Origin of the sequence: Mesorhizobium argentiipisi (SeqCode) (assembly GCF_037179585.1) — a bacterium.
GTDB classification, from domain to species: domain Bacteria; phylum Pseudomonadota; class Alphaproteobacteria; order Rhizobiales; family Rhizobiaceae; genus Mesorhizobium; species Mesorhizobium argentiipisi.
Window position 1 is genome coordinate 1 of the sequence record NZ_JAPYKO010000015.1, and the last position, 23,204, is coordinate 23,204.

The 23,204-nt window shown below is 64.8% G+C and carries 23 protein-coding genes; 14 read left to right on the top strand and 9 right to left on the bottom strand.

The genetic code is table 11. The features are described from left to right. Positions 1-152: 152 nt before the first annotated feature. From O7A05_RS20320 to O7A05_RS20355, 8 genes are all read right to left on the bottom strand, one after another. On the bottom strand, positions 153-686 hold the full coding sequence (locus O7A05_RS20320; RefSeq protein WP_337094763.1) for an NADPH-dependent FMN reductase: 534 nt from the start codon (positions 684-686) through the stop codon (positions 153-155). 36 nt (positions 687-722) lie between these two features. Beyond that, a complete protein-coding gene (locus O7A05_RS20325; protein ID WP_337094764.1) occupies positions 723-1,343 on the bottom strand; it encodes a pyridoxamine 5'-phosphate oxidase family protein in 621 nt (206 codons plus the stop codon). A 53-nt stretch (positions 1,344-1,396) separates the two neighbouring features. Continuing rightward, on the bottom strand, positions 1,397-2,053 hold the full coding sequence (locus O7A05_RS20330; protein ID WP_337094765.1) for a septation protein A: 657 nt from the start codon (positions 2,051-2,053) through the stop codon (positions 1,397-1,399). 62 nt (positions 2,054-2,115) lie between these two features. Beyond that, the gene (ftsY, locus tag O7A05_RS20335) at positions 2,116-3,912 is read right to left on the bottom strand and encodes a signal recognition particle-docking protein FtsY (protein ID WP_337094766.1); all 1,797 of its coding nucleotides are present in this window, start codon (positions 3,910-3,912) and stop codon (positions 2,116-2,118) included. A gap of 13 nt (positions 3,913-3,925) precedes the next feature. Continuing rightward, on the bottom strand, positions 3,926-5,251 hold the full coding sequence (gene mtaB, locus O7A05_RS20340; RefSeq protein WP_337094767.1) for a tRNA (N(6)-L-threonylcarbamoyladenosine(37)-C(2))-methylthiotransferase MtaB: 1,326 nt from the start codon (positions 5,249-5,251) through the stop codon (positions 3,926-3,928). Beyond that, complete coding sequence (dapF, locus tag O7A05_RS20345; protein WP_337094768.1) at positions 5,251-6,135, bottom strand: diaminopimelate epimerase; 885 nt, start codon at positions 6,133-6,135, stop codon at positions 5,251-5,253. Before dapF ends, mtaB begins: the two co-directional genes overlap by 1 nt. Positions 6,136-6,207: 72 nt before the next feature. Continuing rightward, a complete protein-coding gene (locus O7A05_RS20350; protein WP_031195454.1) occupies positions 6,208-6,369 on the bottom strand; it encodes a DUF1328 family protein in 162 nt (53 codons plus the stop codon). Between the two features lie 29 nt (positions 6,370-6,398). Next, positions 6,399-7,436 (bottom strand): MBL fold metallo-hydrolase, encoded by a 1,038-nt coding sequence (locus tag O7A05_RS20355; RefSeq protein WP_337094769.1) that lies wholly within the window; start codon positions 7,434-7,436, stop codon positions 6,399-6,401. Positions 7,437-7,563: 127 nt separating this feature from the next. On the opposite strand from O7A05_RS20355, the gene O7A05_RS20360 reads away from it, so the two are divergent. The 3 genes from O7A05_RS20360 (at position 7,564) to zapE (ending at position 10,239) form a co-directional block, all read left to right on the top strand. Next, positions 7,564-8,001, top strand: coding sequence for a VOC family protein (locus tag O7A05_RS20360; RefSeq protein WP_337094770.1), 438 nt, complete (start codon positions 7,564-7,566; stop codon positions 7,999-8,001). A 198-nt stretch (positions 8,002-8,199) separates the two neighbouring features. After that, entirely contained in the window at positions 8,200-8,775 is a 576-nt protein-coding gene (locus tag O7A05_RS20365) for a protease inhibitor Inh/omp19 family protein (RefSeq protein WP_337094771.1), read from the top strand. Positions 8,776-9,039: 264 nt separating this feature from the next. Then, positions 9,040-10,239: a cell division protein ZapE gene (zapE, locus tag O7A05_RS20370; protein ID WP_337094892.1), complete on the top strand. Its 1,200-nt coding sequence runs from the start codon at positions 9,040-9,042 to the stop codon at positions 10,237-10,239. Between the two features lie 58 nt (positions 10,240-10,297). Here the strand turns inward: zapE and O7A05_RS20375 are convergent, their stop codons facing one another. Further along, a complete protein-coding gene (locus O7A05_RS20375) occupies positions 10,298-10,726 on the bottom strand; it encodes a GNAT family N-acetyltransferase (protein ID WP_337094772.1) in 429 nt (142 codons plus the stop codon). Between the two features lie 211 nt (positions 10,727-10,937). Between O7A05_RS20375 and mdh the strand changes: the two genes are divergently transcribed. From mdh to lpdA, 11 genes are all read left to right on the top strand, one after another. Continuing rightward, the gene (mdh, locus tag O7A05_RS20380) at positions 10,938-11,906 is read left to right on the top strand and encodes a malate dehydrogenase (RefSeq protein WP_040996351.1); all 969 of its coding nucleotides are present in this window, start codon (positions 10,938-10,940) and stop codon (positions 11,904-11,906) included. Positions 11,907-11,942: 36 nt separating this feature from the next. Further along, a complete protein-coding gene (gene sucC, locus O7A05_RS20385) occupies positions 11,943-13,136 on the top strand; it encodes an ADP-forming succinate--CoA ligase subunit beta (RefSeq protein ID WP_337094773.1) in 1,194 nt (397 codons plus the stop codon). 5 nt (positions 13,137-13,141) lie between these two features. Then, positions 13,142-13,513, top strand: coding sequence for a cupin domain-containing protein (locus O7A05_RS20390; protein ID WP_337094774.1), 372 nt, complete (start codon positions 13,142-13,144; stop codon positions 13,511-13,513). Between the two features lie 3 nt (positions 13,514-13,516). Beyond that, positions 13,517-14,014 carry a DUF1579 family protein gene (locus tag O7A05_RS20395; protein WP_337094775.1) on the top strand — a complete coding sequence of 166 codons (498 nt, stop codon included), beginning with the start codon at positions 13,517-13,519 and terminating at the stop codon, positions 14,012-14,014. 12 nt (positions 14,015-14,026) lie between these two features. Next, positions 14,027-14,929: a succinate--CoA ligase subunit alpha gene (sucD, locus tag O7A05_RS20400; RefSeq protein ID WP_337094776.1), complete on the top strand. Its 903-nt coding sequence runs from the start codon at positions 14,027-14,029 to the stop codon at positions 14,927-14,929. A gap of 126 nt (positions 14,930-15,055) precedes the next feature. After that, complete coding sequence (locus O7A05_RS20405; protein ID WP_337094777.1) at positions 15,056-18,043, top strand: 2-oxoglutarate dehydrogenase E1 component; 2,988 nt, start codon at positions 15,056-15,058, stop codon at positions 18,041-18,043. 62 nt (positions 18,044-18,105) lie between these two features. Next, the gene (gene odhB / locus O7A05_RS20410) at positions 18,106-19,392 is read left to right on the top strand and encodes a 2-oxoglutarate dehydrogenase complex dihydrolipoyllysine-residue succinyltransferase (RefSeq protein ID WP_224633947.1); all 1,287 of its coding nucleotides are present in this window, start codon (positions 18,106-18,108) and stop codon (positions 19,390-19,392) included. 16 nt (positions 19,393-19,408) lie between these two features. Continuing rightward, complete coding sequence (locus tag O7A05_RS20415) at positions 19,409-20,182, top strand: DUF4241 domain-containing protein (RefSeq protein ID WP_337094778.1); 774 nt, start codon at positions 19,409-19,411, stop codon at positions 20,180-20,182. After that, positions 20,182-20,694, top strand: a complete 513-nt coding sequence (locus O7A05_RS20420) for a hypothetical protein (protein ID WP_337094779.1) — start codon at positions 20,182-20,184, stop codon at positions 20,692-20,694. The genes O7A05_RS20415 and O7A05_RS20420 overlap by 1 nt, the downstream gene beginning before the upstream one ends. Then, complete coding sequence (locus O7A05_RS20425; RefSeq protein ID WP_337094780.1) at positions 20,691-21,446, top strand: SDR family oxidoreductase; 756 nt, start codon at positions 20,691-20,693, stop codon at positions 21,444-21,446. Before O7A05_RS20420 ends, O7A05_RS20425 begins: the two co-directional genes overlap by 4 nt. A gap of 24 nt (positions 21,447-21,470) precedes the next feature. Continuing rightward, on the top strand, positions 21,471-22,877 hold the full coding sequence (gene lpdA / locus O7A05_RS20430; RefSeq protein WP_337094781.1) for a dihydrolipoyl dehydrogenase: 1,407 nt from the start codon (positions 21,471-21,473) through the stop codon (positions 22,875-22,877). Positions 22,878-23,204 lie beyond the last annotated feature (327 nt).

Consider the following 23,204-nt stretch of genomic DNA (forward strand, 5'->3'; position numbering starts at 1 on the left):
TGCAAGCTTCTGGCCCAGAAATGCTTCCGCCAGGCTCAACTGCCCCGTCTGCTTCACCGCCATTGCGATTCCCTCCGAGCTTCCTTCTCAGGGAATCACAACCAGCCAATTACGCAACAGGCCCACAAGGGGAGAAGGGGAAGTCGCGCCACTCATCGTCCGCCTATAAACCCCACAAAACCCCGCACCGCCTCGCGCATCGCCTGCCGCTTCGTGTCCTCCCTGAGGATCGCCTCCACCTCCGCCGGCTTCTTGCCGAGCAGCGCGATCTCCAGTGCCGTCTCCTCATACATCGCGAACGACATCGTCCGCATGATCTCGGCAAGTGCTGCCCGCGCATAGAGCGAGCGGGGCGAGGCATGCACCAGCATTGCCGGCTTGCCCACCGCCGCGTCGCGCGACACCAGCCAGTCCAGCGCGTTCTTCATGCCGCCGGGCACGCCATGCGCATATTCCGGGCAGGAGACGATGACGCCGTCTGCGCGGGTGATCATCTCGATCAGCTCTGCCGCTTCGGGCGGCGTGCGCTCGCCCTCGTCGTCGGGGTTGAAGATCGGCAGCCGGCCGAGGCCATCATAAACCTGGACACGGCAGCCCGCGGGAGCGTTGGCGGCTAGCGCCGCCACCAGGGCCGAGTTGGTCGAGGCGGCCCGCAGGCTGCCTGAGATGGCGATGATTTCGGTCAAGGGAGAGCCGGACGAAGAGTGAGTCGTCCGGCAAGCCTACCACATGGTCTGGCGGTAATCGTCGTCCAGCTCGCGGTCGATCTCGCCGGCGCTTTCGCTGAGCGCCAGCTGGTCGCGGATGATCTGGCCAAGCGTCGGCAAGGTCGCGCGGTCGTACCAGGTTTCCGGCTTCCACAGATCGGAGCGCATGAAGGCCTTGGCGCAGCGCATATAGGCGGCCTTGACCGTCACCACGATCACGCTCTGCGGCTCCTTGCCGTCGACGGCCAGGCGTTCGCGCAAGGCGGGATCGACGGTGATGCGGGCGTCGCCATTGACGCGCAGGGTCTCGTTCATGCCGGGAATGAGGAAGAGCAGCCCGACCGACGGATTGCGGATGATGTTTTCCAGCGTGTCCAGCCGGTTGTTACCTGGACGGTCGGGGATGGCGATGGTGTAGTTGTCGAGGATGGCGGTGAAGCCGGGCTTGTCGCCTTTCGGCGTCACGTCGGCATTGCCGGCGCCGTCGGAGGAGCCGATCAGTACGAAGGGGCTCTTGCCGATGAAGGAGCGGCAATGGCCGTCGAGGGCTTTGAGCTCTTTGCGGATCGAGCCGTCGGTCGGCCGGGGCGTCTTGTAGATCGTCCTCAGCTCGTCATGCGTGGTGAGGAATTCCATGCTGCCCCCTCATTCTGGCGCAATTCCGGCTGCACGCTTTTCCTGGAACTGCTTTAATTCCCGGCCTTCTCTTCCTTGGCTTTTTCCTCCAGCGAGTGGCGCATGATCAGCGGCATCTGGCTGAAGGTGAACAGCAAAGTGATCGGGATCGTGCCCCAGACCTTGAAATAAAGCCAGGTCGCCTCGGAAAAGTTGCGCCAGACGACCTCGTTGAGCACAGCGAGGAACAGGAAGAACAGGCCCCAGCGGAAGGTCAGCTTGCGCCAGCCCTCGGCATCGAGCTGGAAGGCGGAATCGAAGACGTAGCCAAGCAGCGACCGGCCGAAGGCGAGCCCCCCGAGCAGTGTGACGCCGAACAGCGAATTGATGATCGTCGGCTTCATGAAGGCGAAGGTCTTGTCCTGCAGGTAAAGCGCCAGCGCGCCGAAGACGAAGACGACAATCGCCGAGACCAGCGGCATCAGCGGCAGGCTGCGCGTGAGCAGCCAGGAGGCGCCGAGCGAAAGCGCGGTCGCCACCATGAAGAAGGCGGTGGCGATCAGGATCGGCTCGCCGAGATGGGCGAGCACCGGGAACTTCTCGGCCAGCCACTCGCCGCGGATGGTGGTGAAGAAGAATACCAGACCCGGGCCCAGTTCGAGCAGGAACTTCAAGCCGGGATTCATCGGCTTGCGGCGTGGATCGGACGGGTCGCGTTCGAGGATGTTCATAAAAGTCCTTCTTGCGCATGATCTGGCCGAAAAGCAGGCGGCCTCCAAGATCACGCCTTTGTTCAGGCGACGCCGGCGATCGCTCTCGCAAACTCGCTGGCGGAAAACGGTTCGAGGTCGTCGACCTGCTCGCCGACGCCGATGAAATAGACCGGCAGCCGGTGCTTGGCGGCGATCGCCACCAGAATACCGCCGCGCGCCGTGCCGTCCAGCTTGGTCATGACCAGCCCGTTGACGCCGGCGACGTTGCGGAAAATCTCGACCTGGTTCAGCGCATTCTGGCCGGTGGTGGCGTCGACCGTCTGCAGCACCGTGTGCGGCGCTTCGGGATCGAGCTTGCCCAGTACGCGCACGATCTTTTCCAGCTCGGCCATCAGCTCGGTCTTGTTCTGCAGGCGCCCGGCCGTGTCGATGATCAGCACGTCGGAGCCGGCCTCCTTGGCCTTCTCGAATGCGTCATAGGCGAGGCCCGCCGCATCGGCGCCGAGCTTGGTGGCAATGACGGGCGATTTCGTGCGCTCGCCCCAGATCTTGAGCTGCTCGATCGCGGCGGCGCGGAACGTGTCGCCGGCGGCCAGCATCACCTTCAGGCCGCCATCGGTGAGCTTGGCGGCAAGCTTGCCGATGGTGGTGGTCTTGCCGGTGCCGTTGACGCCGACGACCAGGATAACATGCGGCTTGTGGCTGAGGTCGAGCTCGAGCGGTTTTGCCACCGGCGTCAGCACCTTCTCCACCTCCGCCGCCATCACGGCGCGGACTTCCGCGTCGGAGACGTCACGACCATAGCGGCTGGAGGCAAGCGAATCGGTGACGCGAAGCGCGGTCTCCACGCCGAGATCGGCGCGGATCAGCACGTCCTCCAAGTCCTGCAGCGTGTCCTCGTCCAGCTTTCGTTTGGTGAAGACGCCGGCGATGTTGCCGGTGAGCTCGCGCGAGGAGCGGGCAAGCCCTTCGCGCATGCGCTGGAACCAGGAGCGCCGCGGCGCCGGCTCCGGCGCCTTTACCGGCTCGGCTTTCTGCTCGACCTTTTTTGAGACCGTTACCTTGCCGGCGGGGGGGGCGGGCATTGGCGGCGACGGCAAAGCCTCCGGCTCCGGCGCGATCTCGGCATGGATCGGCTGCGGCTCGACGGGCGCGGGCTGTCGAATAGGCGGCGAGATTTCCGCGTCAGCTTCGGCGGACGGTTCTACAGAGGGCGGCGCCGCTGGCGGAACCTCGATGGGCGCCGGCGTTTCGACCGGGACTTCGGCAGGCGGCGCCGGCACTTCGACCGGTGGCTGCTCAGGCTGCGGTTCCGGACGCGAAGGCTCGATGTCCGGCTGAGTGGGCGCGGGTGCGGGCACTTCCTGCGGAGCAGGTTCGGGTGTCGGCGCGGGCAAAGGCTCCGGTTGTACCGGCGGCACTTCCTCGGGCGCCGGCGGCTCCGGCTTCTCGGGCGCCGGTTGCGGCTCTTCTTCCGGCTCGGGCCGCGGCAGCGGTTCCGGCTCGGCGGGAACGATCGGCTCGGGCGTCGGCGGAATGGTCGGAGCAGGTTCGGGCTTCGGCTCTTCGGGGGCTGGTTGAGGGGTGGGCTCTACCTCCCCCCCGATGGGGGAGGTCCCGAGCGCAGCTCGGGGATGACCTACGTCGGCGCCGTCATCCCGCCTCGCCACTTCGTGGCGACCCTCCCCATCGAGGGGAGGGTAGGATGCAGGCTCCTGCTCGCGCGCCGAAACCTCCGGCGCGGCCTGCTCGGCCTCGGGCTTCAGCGTGTCCAGCGCGTCCCATTTGATCGGCGGCAGCGGAGCCGTTTCGTCGACGCGCTCCTCGACAACTTCTTTCTTGCCGAACGAAAATATCTTCTTGAAGAAACCAGCCATGCGTCTCGCAGTCTCAGGCGGCTTGCGCGGCAGAGGGCGCCGCAATCAGGCGGGCGCCGTCATGGCCGGTGATGGTGGCATCGACGATCTCGCCGGGCGTGCCCGTGTCGATCGCGGCCAGCGTAAAACCTTCGGTGCGGCCGAGCCCGTCGCGCTCGACCAGAATCGACTGCCGCGTGCCCGACAGCGACGACAGGTGCCGCCGATAGGCGGCCTCGCCGGCGGCGCGCAGCCTTGCGGCGCGCGCTTTCACCACCTCGCGGCGGACTGGCGGCATGCGTGCGGCGGGCGTGCCCTCGCGCGGGCTGAACGGGAAGACGTGGAGATGCGTCAGGCCGCATTCCTCGACGATCTTCTCCGAATTCTTAAACATGTCCTCGGTTTCGGTCGGGAAGCCGGCAATGATGTCGGCGCCGAAGACGATGCCCGGACGCAGCTTGCGCACGTCCTCGCAAAAGCGGATCGACTGGTCGCGCAAATGGCGACGCTTCATGCGCTTCAGGATCATGTCGTCGCCCGACTGCAGCGACAGGTGCAGATGCGGCATCAGCCTCTGCTCGGTGGCGATCGCGTCCAGCAGGTCGTCGTCGGCTTCGATGGAATCGATCGAGGACAATCTCAGCCGCTTCACGTCCGGCACCTGGCGAAGGATCGTCTTCACCAGTTTTCCCAGTTTTGGCGCGCCCGGCAGGTCAGCGCCGAAGCTGGTCATGTCGACGCCGGTCAAAACGATCTCGGCATAGCCGTTGCCCGCCAAACGCTTGACCTGCTCGACCACGGCGCCCATCGGCACGGAGCGCGAATTGCCGCGGCCGTAAGGGATGATGCAGAAGGTGCAGCGATGGTCGCAGCCATTCTGCACCTGCACGAAGGCGCGCGCCCGGCCCTCGATGGCATCAACCATATGGCTTGCCGTCTCGCGCACCGAAAAAATGTCGTTGACGCGCGCCTTTTCGGTGTCGTTGACGCCGAAATCGGGCAGCGCGCGATAGGAGTTCGCCTTGAGCTTCTCCTCATTGCCGAGCACGAGGTCGACCTCGTCCATGGCGGCGAAATTCTGCGGCTCGGTCTGCGCCGCGCAGCCGGTAACGATGATGCGGGCCGAAGGGTTCTCGCGGCGCGCCTTGCGGATCGCCTGCTTAGCCTGGCGCACCGCTTCCGCCGTGACGGCGCAGGTGTTGAAGACGACGGCGCCGCCCTGGAGCGCGCCGAGGCCGGCGTTTTCGGCCTCGCGGCGCATCACTTCCGATTCATAAGTATTGAGGCGGCAGCCGAAGGTGACGACGTCGATGCCTTTGCCGGCGGGGGCTTGGGGCGCACCTTTTTCAAGGGCGGACATCAGGCGGCGCTTTCGGTGTCGCGGGCCCAGGCACCGGTCGAGGGGTCGAAGCTGCCGGAAAATTCCCATTCGGCAGCACCGGTCAGGATGACATGATCGTCGTCGCGCCATTCGACATTGAGTTTGCCGCCGCCGGGCGCCAGCAGAGAGACGCTGCGGCCGGTGCGCCTGGTGCGGGCCGCCGCCACCACGGCGGCGCAAGCGGCCGAGCCGCAGGCCTTGGTGAGGCCGGCGCCGCGCTCCCAGGTGCGGATGATCATAGTTTCCGGCGAAGTCACCTGCGCGATGGTGATGTTGGCGCGTTCCGGGAAGATCGGATGGTTTTCGAGCAGCGGGCCGAAGCGATCGAGTTCATAGGACCAGACGTCATTGTCGACCCAGAAGATGACATGCGGGTTGCCCATCGACACCGCCGAGGGCGAATGCAGCACCGGCGCGTCGATCGGGCCGATCTGCAGTTCGATCATGCGGGTGTCGCGGAACTCTTCCGCCAGCGGGATCTCCTGCCAGCCGAAGCGCGGCTTGCCCATGTCGACCGAGATCAGGCCGTCGGCATGCTCCTCGGCATTCAAAATGCCGGCGCGTGTCTCGAAGGTGAAGCGCTTCTGCCCGGTCTCGGCAGCCAGAGCCTGCACGACACAGCGCGTGCCGTTGCCGCAGGCCTGCGCGCTGGTGCCGTCGGAGTTCAGGATGTCGATATAATAGGCGGTGCCAGGCGTCCGCGCATCATGGATGGCCATGATCTGGTCGAACTTGGTCGCGGCATCGGCGTTGAGCGCGATCGCCGCCGCCGCCGTCACCTTGTCGGCGCGGCCGCGCATATCGGCAACGATGATCTCGTTGCCGATGCCGTTCATCTTGGCGAAGGGGGCGGTGCCTGCCATATAACCGGTCATTCCAATCCGTTTGGGCGCTATATGGCGGAAACGGGCGGGAATTACCAGTCCGGCCAGGTCTTACGTGACAGCAAAGACGCCGAGCACGATCAGCAGGAAGATGATCAGCACGATGCCTATGAGGATGCGCGCACCGGTAGCGGCCGCACCTGCAAGCGCCGGCATGCCGAGCAGGCTCGCGGCGGCGGCAATGATGAGAAGAATGATGATCCACCTGATCATGGGAGGCTCCGGCGAATTGCGTCGGCGGATCAACGCGTTTGGCGGGTTTGGGTTCCTTTGTAGATGGCCGGTATATCCCAGACTTCACCGGGCCGCATGGCGCGGAAACGCTCCCGCGGCAGGTCTTCGGCGGCCAGCGCGTCGGCCAGTTTCTGCGCCGGTTCGTCGATCGGCTCGTCGGTAAGATGGAAGGTGCCCCAGTGGCAGCCGGCGGCGAAGGCGGCGTTGCAGAGCTTCATGCCCTGCACGGCCTCCTGCGGGTTCTGGTGCTGCGGCGCCATGAACCAGCGCGGCTCATAGGCGCCGATCGGCAGGATGGCGAGGCGGAAGCCGCCATGCTTTTGCGCCATCAGCCGGTAGTTGATGCCGTCATGGAAGCCGGTGTCGCCGGCGAAATAGATCTTGCTGCCCACCGCTTCGATGACGAAGCCTGCCCACAGGGCCATACGGCGGTCGCGTCCGCCGCGCGCCGACCAGTGATGCGCCGGCTCGACATGGATGGCGGCAGCGCCGATGTCGACCCGGTCGCCCCAATCATGCGCGCCGAGCCGCATGCCGGGCACGGCGCGGCCGATGACGGCGTCGTTGCCGAGCGGCGTGATCACCAGCGGGTCGTGGCTCTGCTTCAGCCGCTTCAGCGTGGCGAGGTCGAGATGGTCATAGTGATTGTGGCTGACCAGGACCAGATCGATCGGCGGCAGGTCGGCAAAGGCAATGCCCGGCGCATTGACCCTTCTCGGGCCGGCAAAGGCGAAGGGCGAGGCGCGCTCCGACCACACCGGATCGGTCAGAATGTTCAACCCGGCGGTCTGGATGAGAAGCGAGGCATGGCCAGCCATGGTGAGCCTGAGCGCGCCACCATCCAGCCGTCGGTCCGGTTTTGCCGGCGGATGGGGGCTTGGCCAGGCGGCCGGCCATTTCGCCCGCTTGCCGCTGAACTGCCATCTCAGGAGGTCGCCGAAGCGCCCGGGCGGCTTGCCGCCGGGGTTGAAGAACAAGCCGCCGTCGAAATGATCGCTGGGCGGGCCGCTGTAATAGCGGTTGGCGGTTCTTTTTCTCGCGGCCATTCACTCTCCCGCCGGCTCGGTCTCTCCTGAGATAAGGACGCGCCCGCCTGGCGCAAGCATTTTGCCGGCGAATGCCAACGGGCGAAGGCCGCTTCATTTAGGATCGGGAAAGAGGGGGATAACCGCCATGGCGATGAAGCGAACCAAGACACCGTGGATGAAGGCCGAGGATTTCGGCCGCTCGCTGCCGTTTGGGGTCGGCGTCAACCTTCTGGTCACCGACATGGCGGCGATGGAGGCTTTCTGCCGCGACGTGCTCGGCGCTCGGATCATCTATGCCGACGAGGATTTCGCGGCGGTCGAGCTTTTGGGCTCGGTCTTCATGCTGCATGCCGACCATTCCTATCTCGACAATCCGATGACCGGTATCACTTCCGGCGCCGAGACACGCGGCGCCGGTATAGAGCTGCGCCTTTACGGCGCCGATCCGGATGCGGTCGAGAAAAAGGCGGCGGCGCTCGGCCACATCGTGCTGGCCGGCTCGATCGACAAGCCGCATGGCCTGCGCGAATGCTACATCGTCGGCCCGGACGGCTATGTGTTCGTACCGAGCGCCCGGATTTGATGGCGATATTTCAATAGCTTGAGTGACCGAATCGAGCGTCGCCCCCGGTGGCTGTCCGCTCGCTGCGATAAATTTGCAACAGCCGGCTCGAAAACCCTATTTTAACCATATCGGGTTGAAATTCTGCCACCTTCGCCGTCTTGGTGAAGCGAAGATTACGCGGATGGCTCCCCCCGGCCGGATCCGACGGAGGTTTTGATGAATTTTTCGATGACCCGCCCCTTTTCGCGGCCCCGCCTCTTTTCGAAGAGCAGCCTTGTGGCCGTATCGCTGGCCGCGCTGGTTGCGAGCGGCTGCTCGACCTCGCGCTTCTCGTCGATGGACGACCAGCAGCCGGCGCCGCTGACGCCGGCGCCCTCCGGGACGGTGACGCAGAATCAGCTGCCGCCGCCGGCTTCCCCCGGCACCACCGATCCGTCGCAATTTCCGACCGCGCCGAAGAACACCCAGGTCGCCTCACTGCCGCCGGACGGCGCGGCGCCCGCCGGCGCCACCGATCTCACCGCGACCAGCGTCGCCGGCGTGTGGAACGTCAATGTCTCCGGGCAGAGCTGCAAGGTGGCGACGCCACAGACCAAGTTCGGTGCCGGCTACCGCGCCGGTCCGCTGCACTGCCCGGCGCCGATCGACGGCATCAAGTCGTGGAATGTCGCCGGCAAGCAGCTGACGCTCTACGACGAAAATGGCGGTACGCTGGCCAGGCTCTATTCGTCCGGCGGCGAAAAGTTCGACGGCCAGACTTCCAACGGGCAGCCGATCTCGCTTACAAGATAACGCGAGGGTGTGCTGATATTCAGGCGAGGCCGGCCTGCAAATGCCGGCTTCCTGCGCTTCCGGCCTTCGCCGGCCGAAGCACTTAGGAGTGGCGTGGCAGTTAAATTAAGGCTATGGCCGGCGAAGGCCGGTGCTCTCGTACTTCAAGTACGCTCCGCTCCGGTTCTCGGAACCCGCCATTTTCGACTCGGCCTGACCTGAATCTCAACACACCCTGGCCCTTCCTCAGGCGTTCCGCGCAAAAAAATGCAAAAGACCGGACCCATGCATCTGCGCGACGGTATCCAGACCCACGCGACCGTCAGGCAGCGCTACGACCATCTCGTCCAGAGCGGGGCGGTCGGGCGCGACCCGGCGCAGGAGCGGATCGTCGCCGCGCTCGACCGGTTGATCGACGAGATCTCGGCCAAAAGGCTGGCGCATAAATCGAGCGCGCTGGGCTGGCTGTTCGCGGCCAAGCGTCAGCCGCGCGATCCGGTCAAAGGCCTCTACATCCATGGCGGCGTCGGTCGCGGCAAGACCATGCTGATGGACATGTTCTACGAGCTGTTGCCGGTCCGGCGTAAGCGCCGCGTGCATTTCAACGACTTCATGGCCGATGTGCAGGACCGCATCCAGAAGCACCGGCAGGCGCGTAAGGAAGGCGCGGTCAAGGAAGACGACCCGATCCCGCCGGTGGCGCGGGCGCTGGCCGATGAAGCCTGGGTGCTGTGCTTCGACGAGTTCTCCGTCACCGACATCGCCGACGCGATGATCCTGTCGCGCCTGTTTTCGGCGCTGTTCGCCAACGGCGTGGTGCTGGTCGCCACCTCCAATGTGGCGCCGGAGAACCTTTATCGCGACGGGTTGAACCGCCAGCTCTTCCTGCCGTTCATCTCGCTGCTCGAGCGCAATGCACATGTGATGACGCTGGATGCCGAGAAGGACTACCGCCAGGAAAAGCTCAACCGCCAGCCGGTCTATGTCACGCCGGACGACGCCGCGGCCGAGCGCGCGCTCGACGAGGCCTGGAAGGCGATGACGCATGGCCAGCCGACCGGCGAGGTGACGCTGACGCTGAAAGGTCGCCAGCTTGTCGTGCCGCGCGCCGCCGGCGAGGCCGCGCGCTTTTCCTTTGTCGACCTCTGTGAAAAGCCGCTCGGCGCGCGCGACTATCTGGCGATCGCCGGCCGTTTCTCGACCGTTTTCATCGACCATGTGCCGGTGCTCGGCGAAGGCAAGCGCAACGAGGCCAAGCGCTTCATCCTTTTGATCGACACGCTCTACGACCACCGCGTGCGGCTGGTGATGAGCGCCGCGGCGCCGCCCGAACGGCTCTATACGGCCAAGCGCGGCACGGAAGTGTTCGAATTCGAGCGCACAGCCTCACGCCTGGTCGAGATGCAGAGCCGCGACTGGCTGGACGGCTGGGCGGAGCGGCGGCAGGTCGAGGCGTCGGTGGAGACAACACAGGCGCAGGCATAGGTCTTTATGCCGAAGGCCGATTCTACAAACGTTCCGTCACCCCTCTGTCCTGCCAGCGTCAAAGCCTGTAGACATACATCACGAAATCCTCCGCCCTCCCGTGCGGCTCCTTCCGCGTCTCATACAGCGCCCGCGCCGGCTCGTTATCGGGCTCGGTGCCGACCCAGGCTTCCTCGCAACCGTGGGCGCGGCCGATCTCGAACATGGCGTCGAGCATTTTTTGCGCGATACCCTTCCGCTGGAAGGGCGGCGCCACGCCGACCTCATCGATATAGAGCTCGCTCATCTTGTCGGGATGGCGATGAATGACAGCGGCGCATTGGCCGACGACAATGCCGTCGACCATGGCCACGATCATGAAATGGCCGGGCGAGTTGAGATAGGCAGCGAGACGGTCCGGTCGCACCGGCTCGTCGAACACTTCCTCGGCGACCCGCATCACAACAGCGTCATCGCCGGGATGAAGCCTTCGGATTTCGACGTTCATTGTTTAAATTCTCCTCAGTCGGTTCATGAATTCTGACGTTTACGTAATTCCCGAAGCATCTAACCGATTGAAAACACTGAGGTCAAAATAATCGTTTGAATTTTTCTTTGGCCGGCGTTATTCGGTGCGGCCAAATCTCGCGGTTTCCCGCATCCTTTCGGCCTCCCCGGCCCGTCACGACTTCGTCACAGACAAAGGAAAACATCCTCACATGGCACGCAACAAGATAGCGCTCATCGGCTCGGGCATGATCGGCGGCACGCTCGCCCATATGATCGGCCTCAAGGATCTCGGCGACGTGGTGCTGTTCGACATCGCCGAGGGTATTCCGCAGGGCAAGGGTCTCGATATCGCGCAGTCTTCGCCGGTCGACGGCTTCGATTCCCGGCTGACCGGCGTCAACGACTATGCCGGCATCGAGGGCGCGGATGTGTGCATCGTCACTGCCGGCGTGCCGCGCAAGCCCGGCATGAGCCGCGACGACCTTCTCGGCATCAACCTCAAGGTGATGGAACAGGTCGGCGCCGGCCTGAAGAAATATGCGCCGAAGGCCTTCGTCATCTGCATCACCAACCCGCTCGACGCGATGGTGTGGGCGCTGCAGAAGTTCTCCGGCCTGCCGACCAGCCATGTCGTCGGCATGGCCGGCGTGCTCGACAGCGCCCGCTTCCGCTACTTCTTGGCCGAGGAGTTCAAGGTCTCGGTCGAGGACGTCACCGCCTTCGTGCTCGGCGGCCACGGCGATTCGATGGTGCCGATGATCCGCTATTCGACCGTGTCCGGCATCCCGCTGCCCGACCTCGTCAAGATGGGCTGGACCTCGAAGGAGAAGCTCGACCAGATCGTGCAGCGCACTCGCGACGGCGGCGCCGAGATCGTCGGCCTGTTGAAGACCGGTTCGGCCTATTACGCACCGGCGGCGTCCGCGATCGCGATGGCCGAATCCTACCTCAAGGACAAGAAGCGCGTGCTGCCCTGCGCCGCGCACCTTTCCGGCCAGTATGGCGTCAAGGGCACCTATGTCGGCGTTCCAGTGGTGATCGGCGCCGGCGGCGTCGAGCGCGTCATCGAGATCGATCTGTCAAAGGCCGAGCAGAAGATGTTCGACAATTCGGTCGCGGCCGTCCAGGGCCTCACCGAGGCCTGCACTAAGATCGCCCCGCACCTCGCCGGCAAATAATCTCGCGGCTAGCAACCCTCCCCGGAGACCAAGCGCATGAACATCCATGAGTATCAGGCCAAGGCGCTGCTGAAGACCTTCGGCGCGCCGGTCGCAAGCGGCGTTCCGGTGTTCAAGGCCAGCGAGGCGGAAGCCGCCGCCAAGGCGCTGCCTGGCCCGCTCTATGTCGTGAAGAGCCAGATCCATGCCGGCGGCCGCGGCAAGGGCAAGTTCAAGGAACTCGGCCCCGACGCCAAGGGCGGCGTGCGGTTGGCGAAGTCGGCGGCGGACGTCGTGGCCAATGCCAACGAGATGCTCGGCCACACGCTGGTCACCAAGCAGACCGGTCCGGCGGGCAAGCAGGTCAACCGCCTCTATATCGAGGACGGCGCCGACATTGCCCGCGAGCTCTATCTGTCGATCCTAGTCGACCGTTCGGTCGGCCGTATCGCCTTCGTCGTCTCCACCGAGGGCGGCATGGACATCGAGACGGTCGCGCATGACACGCCCGAAAAGATCGTCACCGTCGCCATCGACCCGGAAAAAGGCGTGACGGCGGATGACGTCAAGAAGCTCAATGCCGCGCTAAAGCTCGACGGCGATGCGGCGAAGGATGGCGGCACGCTGTTCCCGATCCTCTACAAGGCCTTCGTCGAGAAGGACATGAGCCTGCTCGAGGTCAACCCGCTGATCGTCATGAAGGACGGGCATCTGCGCGTGCTCGATGCCAAGGTGTCGTTCGACAACAATGCGCTGTTCCGCCACCCGGACGTGATGGAATTGCGCGACACGACCGAGGAGGACGAGAAGGAGATCGAGGCGTCGAAATACGACCTCGCCTATGTCGCGCTCGACGGCAATATCGGCTGCATGGTCAACGGCGCCGGCCTTGCCATGGCGACGATGGACATCATCAAGCTCTACGGTGCTGAGCCGGCTAATTTCCTCGACGTCGGCGGCGGCGCCTCCAAGGAAAAGGTCACGGCGGCGTTCAAGATCATCACCAAGGATCCGGCGGTCGAAGGTATCCTGATCAACATCTTCGGCGGCATCATGAAATGCGACGTCATCGCCGAGGGCGTGATCGCCGCGGTCAAGGAAGTGGGGCTGAAGGTGCCGCTGGTCGTGCGGCTGGAAGGCACCAATGCCGAACTCGGCAAGAAAATCATCAACGACAGCGGCTTGAACGTGGTGTCGGCCGATGATCTGGATGACGCGGCCAAGAAGATCGTCAAGGCGGTGAAGGGTTAAAGCGGATGCCTCCGCGCAAGATAAACCTGGTCGAGGCTGCGGATCAAAAGATCGCCAAGGTTTTCGATCCGCATGTCGCCGGCGACGTCAATGACAGCCAGGCCAAGGTCGCCAAGTTCGGCGAGGTCTTCGACTGGCACGCGCACGACAATGAGGATGAGGCCTTCCTGGTGCTGCGCGGCAGGATCGCCATCGATTTCCGCGACGGGCCGGTCGAGCTCGGCGAGGGCGACTTCATCGTCGTGCCGCGCGGCGTCGAGCACCGGCCTCGCTCGCTGACAACCGAACCTGTCGTGTTGATGTTCGAGCCGGCGACGACGCTCAACACCGGCAATGCCAAGAGCGACCTCACCGTCACCGATTTGAAGCGGCTCTGAGCCATGAACGCGTCGCCCTTCTCCTCCCTCTCGGACGGCTCCCAACGCCTGCAGGCGCTGGTCGGCGCGTGGCGCGGCGAGGAAGAGGTCGCGGCCACGCAATGGACCGACGCCGGGACGGCGACTTCGGAAGTTCAGACCGAGGCTGAGTTCGGCGGCCTGTTCGTGGTCCAGCGCTATCGCCAGCGCCGCGACGGCACGGTCTCGTTCGGCGCGCATAATGTGTTCGGCTTCGACCAGCAGAACGATGTCGTCACCATGCACCAGTTCGACTCGATGGGGTTCGTGCCGATGTCGCCGGCTACCGGCACGTGGAACGGCAGCGAGCTGATGCTGGAACGGTCGTCGCCGCGCGGCGCCGCGCGCGCGGTGTACAGCTTTGACGGCGCTGACGCCTACCGCATGAAACTTCAGTTCAAGCCCGCCGGCAGCGATGCATGGCAAGACATGGTGAGCGGCCTCTACCGGCACATTCCGCCTTCCTCGATCAACGGTTTTTAGAAAAGGGCCACGATGTCCATTCTCGTCGACAAGAATACCAAGGTGCTGGTCCAGGGTCTGACCGGCAAGACCGGCACGTTCCACACCGAGCAGGCGCTGGCCTATCACGGCACCAAGATGGTGGGCGGCATCAACCCGAAGAAGGGGGGCGAGACCTGGACAGGTTCCAAGGGCGAAAGCCTGCCGATCTTTGCTACCGTGGCCGAGGGGAAGGCAAGGACCGGCGCCAACGCCTCCGTCATCTATGTGCCGCCAGCGGGCGCGGGCGAGGCCATCATCGAGGCGATCGAGGCCGAGATCCCGCTGATCGTCTGCATCACCGAAGGCATCCCGGTGATGGACATGGTCAAGGTCAAGGCGCGGCTCGACCGCTCCACCTCGCGGCTGATCGGCCCGAACTGCCCGGGCGTGCTGACGCCCGACGAATGCAAGATCGGCATCATGCCCGGCAACATCTTCCGCAAGGGCTCGGTCGGCGTTGTTTCGCGCTCGGGAACACTTACCTATGAGGCAGTCTTCCAGACCACCAATGTCGGCCTCGGCCAGACCACGGCGGTCGGCATCGGCGGCGACCCGGTCAAGGGCACCGAATTCATCGATGTGCTGGAGATGTTCCTCACCGACGACGAGACCAAGTCGATCATCATGATCGGCGAGATCGGCGGCTCGGCCGAGGAAGACGCCGCGCAGTTTCTCAAGGACGAAGCCAAGCGCGGCCGCAAGAAACCGATGGCGGGCTTCATCGCCGGGCGCACCGCGCCGGCCGGCCGAACCATGGGCCATGCGGGCGCGGTGATCTCGGGCGGCAAGGGCGGCGCGGAAGACAAGATCGCGGCGATGGAATCGGCCGGCATCAAGGTATCGCCGTCGCCCGCACGTCTCGGCACGACGCTGGTCGAGGCGATCAAGGGTTAAAGGGAGTAGGGAATAAGGGAATAGGGCAGTAGGGAAAGATCAGCGGCAAAAATGCCCTACTCTCCTACTGCCTTACTCCCCTACTCCCTTCCACAAAAGGAGACGGAGCCAGGCTCCGCAGACAAAATGGCAAGACAAGATCAGGCCAACGACCAATTCTCGCTCACCTCATTCCTCTATGGGGGCAATGCCGGCTATATCGACGCGCTCTATGCCGCCTATGAGGACGATCCAGCCTCCGTCGACCCGGAATGGCAGGATTTCTTCGCCGCACTGAAGGACGACGCGGGCGATGTCCGCAAGAACGCCAAGGGCGCGTCCTGGGCGAAGCCTTCCTGGCCGCTGCAGGCCAATGGCGAGCTGGTCTCGGCGCTCGACGGCAATTGGGGCCTGGTCGAAAAGGCGATCGAAAGAAAGGTCAAGGAAAAGGCTGTCGTCAACGGCGCCGTGCTTTCCGACGCCGACGTGCACCAGGCGACGCGCGATTCCGTGCGCGCCATCATGATGATCCGCGCCTACCGCATGCGCGGCCACCTGCACGCCAACCTCGACCCGCTCGGCATCGCCAAGCCGCTCGAGGATTATAACGAGCTGTCGCCCGAGAATTACGGCTTCACCGAAGCCGATTACGACCGGCCGATCTTCCTCGATAATGTGCTGGGGCTCGAATTCGGCACCATTCGGCAGATGCTGGACATCCTGACCCGCACCTATTGCTCGACGCTCGGCGTCGAGTTCATGCACATCTCCGACCCGGAAGAGAAGGCCTGGATCCAGGCGCGCATCGAAGGTGCCGACAAGGAGATCACCTTCACCGCGACCGGCAAGAAGGCGATCCTGTCGAAGCTGGTCGAGGCCGAGGGCTTCGAGCAGTATATCGACGTCAAGTACAAGGGCACCAAGCGTTTCGGCCTCGACGGCAGCGAGTCGCTGATCCCGGCGCTGGAGCAGATCGTCAAGCGCGGCGGCCAGCTCGGCCTGAAGGAGATCGTGCTCGGCATGGCGCATCGCGGACGCCTCAACGTGCTTTCCCAAGTGATGGCCAAGCCGCACCGTGCCATCTTCCACGAATTCAAGGGCGGCTCGGCGGCTCCCGACGAGGTCGAAGGCTCGGGCGACGTGAAGTACCATCTCGGCGCCTCGTCGGACCGCGAGTTCGACGGCAACAAGGTGCATCTGTCGCTGACGGCCAACCCCTCGCATCTGGAAATCGTCGACCCCGTCGTGATGGGCAAGGCGCGCGCCAAGCAGGATCAGTTGTCCGGCCGCGAGCGCGGCGAGATCGTGCCGCTGTCAGAACGCGCCAAGGTCATGCCGCTGCTTTTGCATGGCGACGCCGCCTTCGCCGGCCAGGGCGTGATCGCCGAGATCCTCGGCCTGTCGGGCCTGCGCGGGCATCGCGTCGCGGGCACGCTGCATTTCATCATCAACAACCAGATCGGCTTCACCACCAATCCGCGCTTCTCGCGCTCTTCGCCCTATCCGTCGGATGTGGCCAAGATGATCGAGGCGCCGATCTTCCACGTCAACGGCGACGATCCGGAAGCGGTGGTGCATGCCGCGAAGGTCGCGACCGAGTTCCGCATGAAGTTCCACAAGCCGGTGGTCGTGGACATGTTCTGCTACCGCCGCTTCGGCCACAATGAGGGCGACGAGCCGTCCTTCACCCAGCCGATCATGTACCGCAATATCCGCAACCATAAGACCGTGGTGCAGATCTATGCCGACCGGCTGATCGCCGAAGGCCACGTCACCCAGGCCGAGGTCGACAAGATGCGGGCCGACTGGCGCGCGCATCTCGAAGCCGAATGGGAAGTCGGACAGCACTACAAGCCCAACAAGGCCGACTGGCTGGACGGCGCCTGGTCGGGCCTGCGGACCGCCGACAACCAGGATGAACAGCGGCGCGGCAAGACCGCCGTGCCGGTGCGCACGCTGAAGGAGATCGGCAAGAAGCTGACCGAGGTGCCGAAGGATTTCGAGGCGCACAAGACGATCCTGCGCTTCCTCGAAAACCGCCGCCAGGCGATCGAGTCGGGCGAAGGCATCGACTGGTCGACGGCCGAGGCGCTGGCCTTCGGCGCCATCCTGCTCGACGGCAATCCGATCCGGCTGTCCGGCCAGGATTCGGAACGCGGCACCTTCTCGCAGCGCCATTCGGTGCTTTACGACCAGCGCGACGAGACCCGCTACATCCCGCTGAACAATCTCTCGGCGGCGCAGGCCGGCTACGAGGTCATCAACTCGATGCTCTCGGAAGAGGCGGTGCTCGGCTTCGAATACGGCTACAGCCTGGCCGAGCCCAAGGCGCTGACGCTCTGGGAAGCGCAGTTTGGCGACTTCGCCAATGGCGCCCAGGTGGTGTTCGACCAGTTCATCTCGTCGGGCGAGCGCAAGTGGCTCCGCATGTCGGGTCTCGTCTGCTTGCTGCCGCATGGCTATGAGGGCCAGGGGCCGGAGCACTCGTCGGCGCGGCTGGAGCGCTTCCTGCAGCTCTGCGCGGAAGACAATATGCAGGTCGCCAACGTCACCACGCCGGCTAATTATTTCCATATCTTGCGCCGACAGCTGAAGCGCGACTTCCGCAAGCCGCTGATCCTGATGACGCCTAAGTCGCTGCTGCGCCACAGGCGCGCGGTGTCGACGCTGTCGGAGATGTCGGGCGAAAGCTCGTTCCACCGACTGCTTTGGGACGATGCGCAGCTCTTGGCCGACCAGCCGATCAAGCTGGCGAAGGACTCCAAGATCCGCCGCGTCGTGCTGTGCTCGGGCAAGGTCTATTACGACCTCTATGAGGAGCGCGAGAAGCGCGGCGTCAACGACATCTATCTACTGCGCGTCGAACAGCTCTATCCGTTCCCGGCCAAGGCGCTGATCACCGAGCTGTCGCGTTTCCGCAATGCCGAGATGGTGTGGTGCCAGGAGGAGCCCAAGAACATGGGCGCCTGGTCGTTCATCGATCCCTATCTCGAATGGGTGCTGGCGCATATCGACGCCAAGCATCAGCGGGTGCGCTACACCGGCCGGCCGGCCTCGGCCTCGCCGGCGACAGGGTTGATGTCGAAGCATCTCAGCCAGCTGGCCGCGCTGCTCGACGACGCGCTCGGCGAATAAGGGCGCTGGGCGGGTAAGAAGACCGGACGAAACAGACCTCAAGAAGACAACGGACAGGCACAATGGCTACCGAAATCCGCGTCCCCACTCTCGGCGAATCCGTCACCGAGGCGACTGTCGGCAAGTGGTTCAAGAAGGTCGGCGACGCGATCGCCGCCGACGAGCCCCTGGTCGAGCTCGAAACCGACAAGGTGACGGTGGAGGTGCCCGCCGCGGGCGCCGGAACGCTGGCCGAGATCGCGGTCAAGGAGGGCGAGACGGTCAATGTCGGCGCGCTACTCGGCTCGATTTCGGTGGGCGGCGCGGCTTCCGCTCCCGCGACGAAGCCGCAGGCGGTGGCGCAGGCCTCCAGCCCGGACGCCGCGTCCACCACCAAGCAGGCCGCGGCCGAAACCGCCAAGATGGCCGGCGACGCCGGTCCGGTCGAGCCGCGCACCATGCCGCCGGCACCGGCCGCGGCCAAACTGATCGCGGAACATAATCTCTCGGTCGACCAGCTGTCAGGTTCGGGTAAGCGCGGCCAGGTGCTGAAGGGCGATGTGCTCGACGCCATCGCCAAGGGTGCGCCGTCGCAGCCGGCCGAGACGCCGAAGGCAGCTCCGGCGCCGGCGCCCGTCGCGGCCCGCGCGCCGTCCACGGCCGAGGATGCGCCGCGCGAGGAGCGCGTGCGCATGACCAAGTTGCGCCAGACCATCGCGCGCCGCTTGAAGGAAGCGCAGTCCACCGCCGCCATGCTCACCACCTTTAACGAGGTGGATATGAGCGCGGTGATGGCGCTAAGGGCCAAATACAAGGACGTGTTCGAAAAGAAGCATGGCGTGAAGCTCGGCTTCATGGGCTTCTTCACCAAAGCGGTGACGCATGCGCTGAAGGAGATCCCGGCGGTCAATGCCGAGATCGACGGCACCGATATCATCTACAAGAACTTCGCCCATGTCGGCGTCGCCGTCGGCACCGACAAGGGCCTGGTGGTGCCGGTGGTGCGCGATGCCGACCAGATGTCCATCGCCGAGATCGAGAAGGAGATCGGCCGGCTGGGCCTCGCCGCGCGCGACGGCAAGCTGTCAGTGGCGGATATGCAAGGCGGGACGTTTACGATTTCCAACGGTGGTGTTTACGGGTCGCTGATGTCGACGCCGATCCTGAACGCGCCGCAGTCGGGCATTCTCGGCATGCACAAGATCCAGGAGCGGCCGGTGGTCGTCGGCGGCCAGATCGTCATCCGGCCGATGATGTATCTGGCGCTCAGCTACGACCACCGCATCGTCGACGGCAAGGAAGCCGTGACCTTCCTGGTGCGCGTCAAGGAAAGCCTGGAGGATCCCGAGCGGCTGGTGCTCGATCTGTGATCGGAGCAGATCCGCAATGAGCGGCTGGCTGGAACGGTTCGGGTTCGGACTCGGCCGGACGGCACGCGGCTTGCGGCGCAGCATCTTCGTGCTTGGCCTCTCCGCCGCCATCCCGTCGCCTGCAATGGCCGCCGACTGGGATCCGGCAACGGCCAGCAGCAATTTCGGCATCTTTGCGCTCAGCGACGCGCAATTGGCGGAGCGCAAGATCACCGTCACGTCGATCGGCGAGCTCGAACTCCCGACCGGCGAGATCATCGCCTGCGACCCTCTGATCACGACCGACGACTGGCCGGCGCGGGCCCGCAGGGTGAAGCCCGGGCACTATCCGGTCACGCTGTTCGAGGCGCAGGGTCGCGTGGCCGCAGCGTTCCTTCGCTTCCGACCCGGCATACCGGTGCGCTGGGAGCTCGCCACCTTGCCCGGCCAGGACGTTTCGACGCTGAACGGCGACGAGATCTTCGGCTATCCCGTCGACGCCGGCCTCGGCTCGTTCATGGACAAGGCGGCGATGGCCCTGATGTCGGCCGCGCAGGACAAGCTCAAGCCCGACCAGAACTATTATGACGATGTGCTGGCGGCCGAGTTCGCGCCCAACCAGGACCGGTTCGTCATCCACCGTCCGGCCGCCGGCAATCCGGTCAACATCGCGATGTTCTGGAGCGGCTGGGGCGATGGCTTCTACCCATCCTTCTGGGGGCTGGACGCGGCAGGGCAGCCGGTAGTCCTGATAACCGATTTCGGCGTGCTCGAAAACGCCGATGGCCGCGAGAGCGACCAGGCCAAGTGATGACGAATGCCGCCTCGCCCATGATCGGATTGATGGCCGGATCGCTGGCGCTCACAGCGGCGAATTCCAGCGCCCAGGCCGCCTGTCCGATCCAGCTTGCCGTCTATGGCGAGGCAAAGAGCGGCGCCGAGATCGACTTCACCCCGACTGGCAGCTCGGCGACGATCACCAACTCCTTTCGCATGATCCTCGACAACAATACCGTGCTCGACGGCATTGCCATGTGGACCGAGGGATCGGCCGCGCGGCCGCATGGCTCGCTGATGTACAAGTGCCCGACCGGCGACGTCACCGGCGAGGAGCTTGCCGCCTGCACGGTCTGGGAAGGCGTCGTCTACAGCGCCGACGACAAGGGCACGATCGGCCTGCTGCCGGCCGAAGGTGCCGACGCGCCGAAAAGCCTGATCTTTCCCGACCTCGGACCGTCGCTCGAAATGTCGGCCGCTTACGGTCCCGCCGGCTTCTCCAAGGTGCCGTGGGACGTCTTTATCCTGAAAGGCTGCCAGGAATGAGCACCGACAAGAAGACGCTGCTGGTCACCGGCGGCAGCCGCGGCATCGGCGCCGCCATCTGCCGGCAGGCGAACCAGGCCGGCTACCGGGTGGCGGTCAACTATGTTTCCAACCAGAACGCGGCGGACAAGCTGGTCGCCGAGCTGAAAGCCGTTGGCGGTGATGCTTTCGCGGTTAAGGGCGATGTCGGCAACGAGGCCGATGTCCTGGCGATGTTCGAAGCCGTCGACCGGGCCTTCGGCCGGCTCGACGCCTTCGTCAACAATGCCGGCATCGTCGACGTCAAGGCGCGGGTTGACGAGATGAGCGTAGCGCGGCTGGAGCGCATGATGCGCATCAATGTCGTCGGCTCCTTTCTTTGCGCCCGCGAGGCGGTGAAGCGCATGTCGACGCGGCACGGCGGCAGGGGCGGCGCCATCGTCAACCTATCCTCGGCGGCGGCCAGGCTGGGATCGCCCGGCGAATATGTCGACTATGCCGCCTCCAAGGGCGCGATCGACACCATGACCATCGGGCTGGCGCGTGAGGTGGTTCTCGAAGGCATCCGCGTCAACGCGGTCAGCCCCGGCGTCACCGAAACCGAAATCCACGCCTCGGGCGGCCAGCCCGACCGGGTGGCGCGGATGCAGGACGCGCTGCCGATGAAACGCGCGGGAACGGCGGACGAAGTCGCCAGCGCGGTTCTTTATCTAATGTCGGATGCGGCCTCCTATGTAACGGGCGCGATCCTGAATGTGAGCGGCGGCCGCTGAGGGCCAGACCAGAAGGACACCATCATGGCTTATGACGTCGCAATCATCGGATCGGGACCGGGTGGCTATGTCTGCGCCATCAAGGCTGCGCAGCTTGGGCTGAAGACGGCGGTGGTCGAGAAGAACGCCACCTTCGGCGGCACCTGCCTCAACATCGGCTGCATTCCCTCGAAGGCATTGCTCCACGCTTCCGAGATGTTCGCCGAGGCCGGCCATGCTTTCGATACGCTCGGCATCGAGCTGCCGGCGCCGAAGCTCAATCTGAAGAAGATGATGGCGCATAAGGACGCGACGGTTGCGTCCAACGTCAACGGCGTTGCCTTCCTGTTCAAGAAGAACAAGATCGATTCCTTTCGCGGCACCGGCAAGGTGATTTCCGCAGACAAGGTTTCGGTGACCGGCGAGGACGGCAAGGTCGAGGAGATCGAGACCAAGAACATCGTCATCGCCACCGGCTCGGATGTCGCCGGCATTCCCGGCGTCAAGGTCGATTTCGACGAGAAGGTAATCGTCTCCTCCACCGGCGCGCTGTCGCTGGCCAAGGTGCCGGCCACCCTCGTGGTGGTCGGCGGCGGCGTCATCGGGCTGGAGCTCGGCTCGGTGTGGGCCCGGCTCGGCGCCAAGGTCACGGTGGTCGAGTTCCTCGACAACATCCTCGGCGGCATGGACGGCGAGGTGTCGAAGCAGTTCCAGCGGCTGCTTTCCAAGCAGGGTTTCGAGTTCAAGCTCGGCGCCAAGGTCACCGGCGTCGCCAAGGCCAAGAAGGGCGCCAGCGTCACCTTCGAACCGGTCAAGGGCGGCGCGGCGGAAACCATCGAGGCTGATGTGGTGCTGGTTTCCACCGGGCGGCGGCCCTATGCCGACAGCCTGGGGCTGAAGGAAGCGGGCGTCGAGGTCGATGAGCGCGGCCGCGTCAAGACCGACGGGCATCTCAGGACCAATGTTCCCGGCATCTATGCCATCGGCGACGTGATCGCCGGGCCGATGCTGGCGCACAAGGCCGAGGACGAAGGCGTGGCGGTGGCCGAGACGATCGCCGGCCAGGCCGGCCATGTGAACTACGACGTCATCCCGAGCGTCGTCTACTCCAGCCCGGAAATCGCTTCCGTCGGCAAGACCGAAGAAGAGCTGAAGAAGGCCGGCATCGACTACAAGGCCGGGAAATTCCCGTTCAGCGCCAATGGCCGCGCGCGCGCCATGCTGCACACCGACGGCTTCGTGAAGATCCTGGCCGACAAGGCGAGCGACCGCGTGCTCGGCGTCCATATCGTCGGCTTTGGCGCCGGCGAGATGATCCACGAGGCGGCGGTGCTGATGGAATTCGGCGGTTCGTCCGAAGACCTGGCGCGGACCTGCCACGCGCATCCGACGATGTCGGAGGCGGTGAAGGAAGCGGCGCTGGCCACGTTCTTCAAGCCGATTCATATTTGACGTAGGTCAGGCGCCGAACGCATACGAGTTCGTCATCCTATGGCGAAGAGCGGAGCGACGCAGCGCAGACCATAGGATTCTGCCGTGACGCCAAGGCGTTGCGGCGGCTCAGAATTCTGCTGCGGTTGCACTCGATGGCAGCGGTCACGGCATGGATACCCGGGTCAAGCCCGGGTATGACGAAGGCGTAGTTGCCCCAAACAAAACGGCCCGCCTTTGGCGGGCCGTTTGTCGTCAAGCTGTAGCCAGATTACTGGGCCGGCGCAGGTGCCGGAGCCGGGGTCGGCGTAGGCGTAGGCGTAGGCGTAGGCGCCGGAGCTGGCGTGG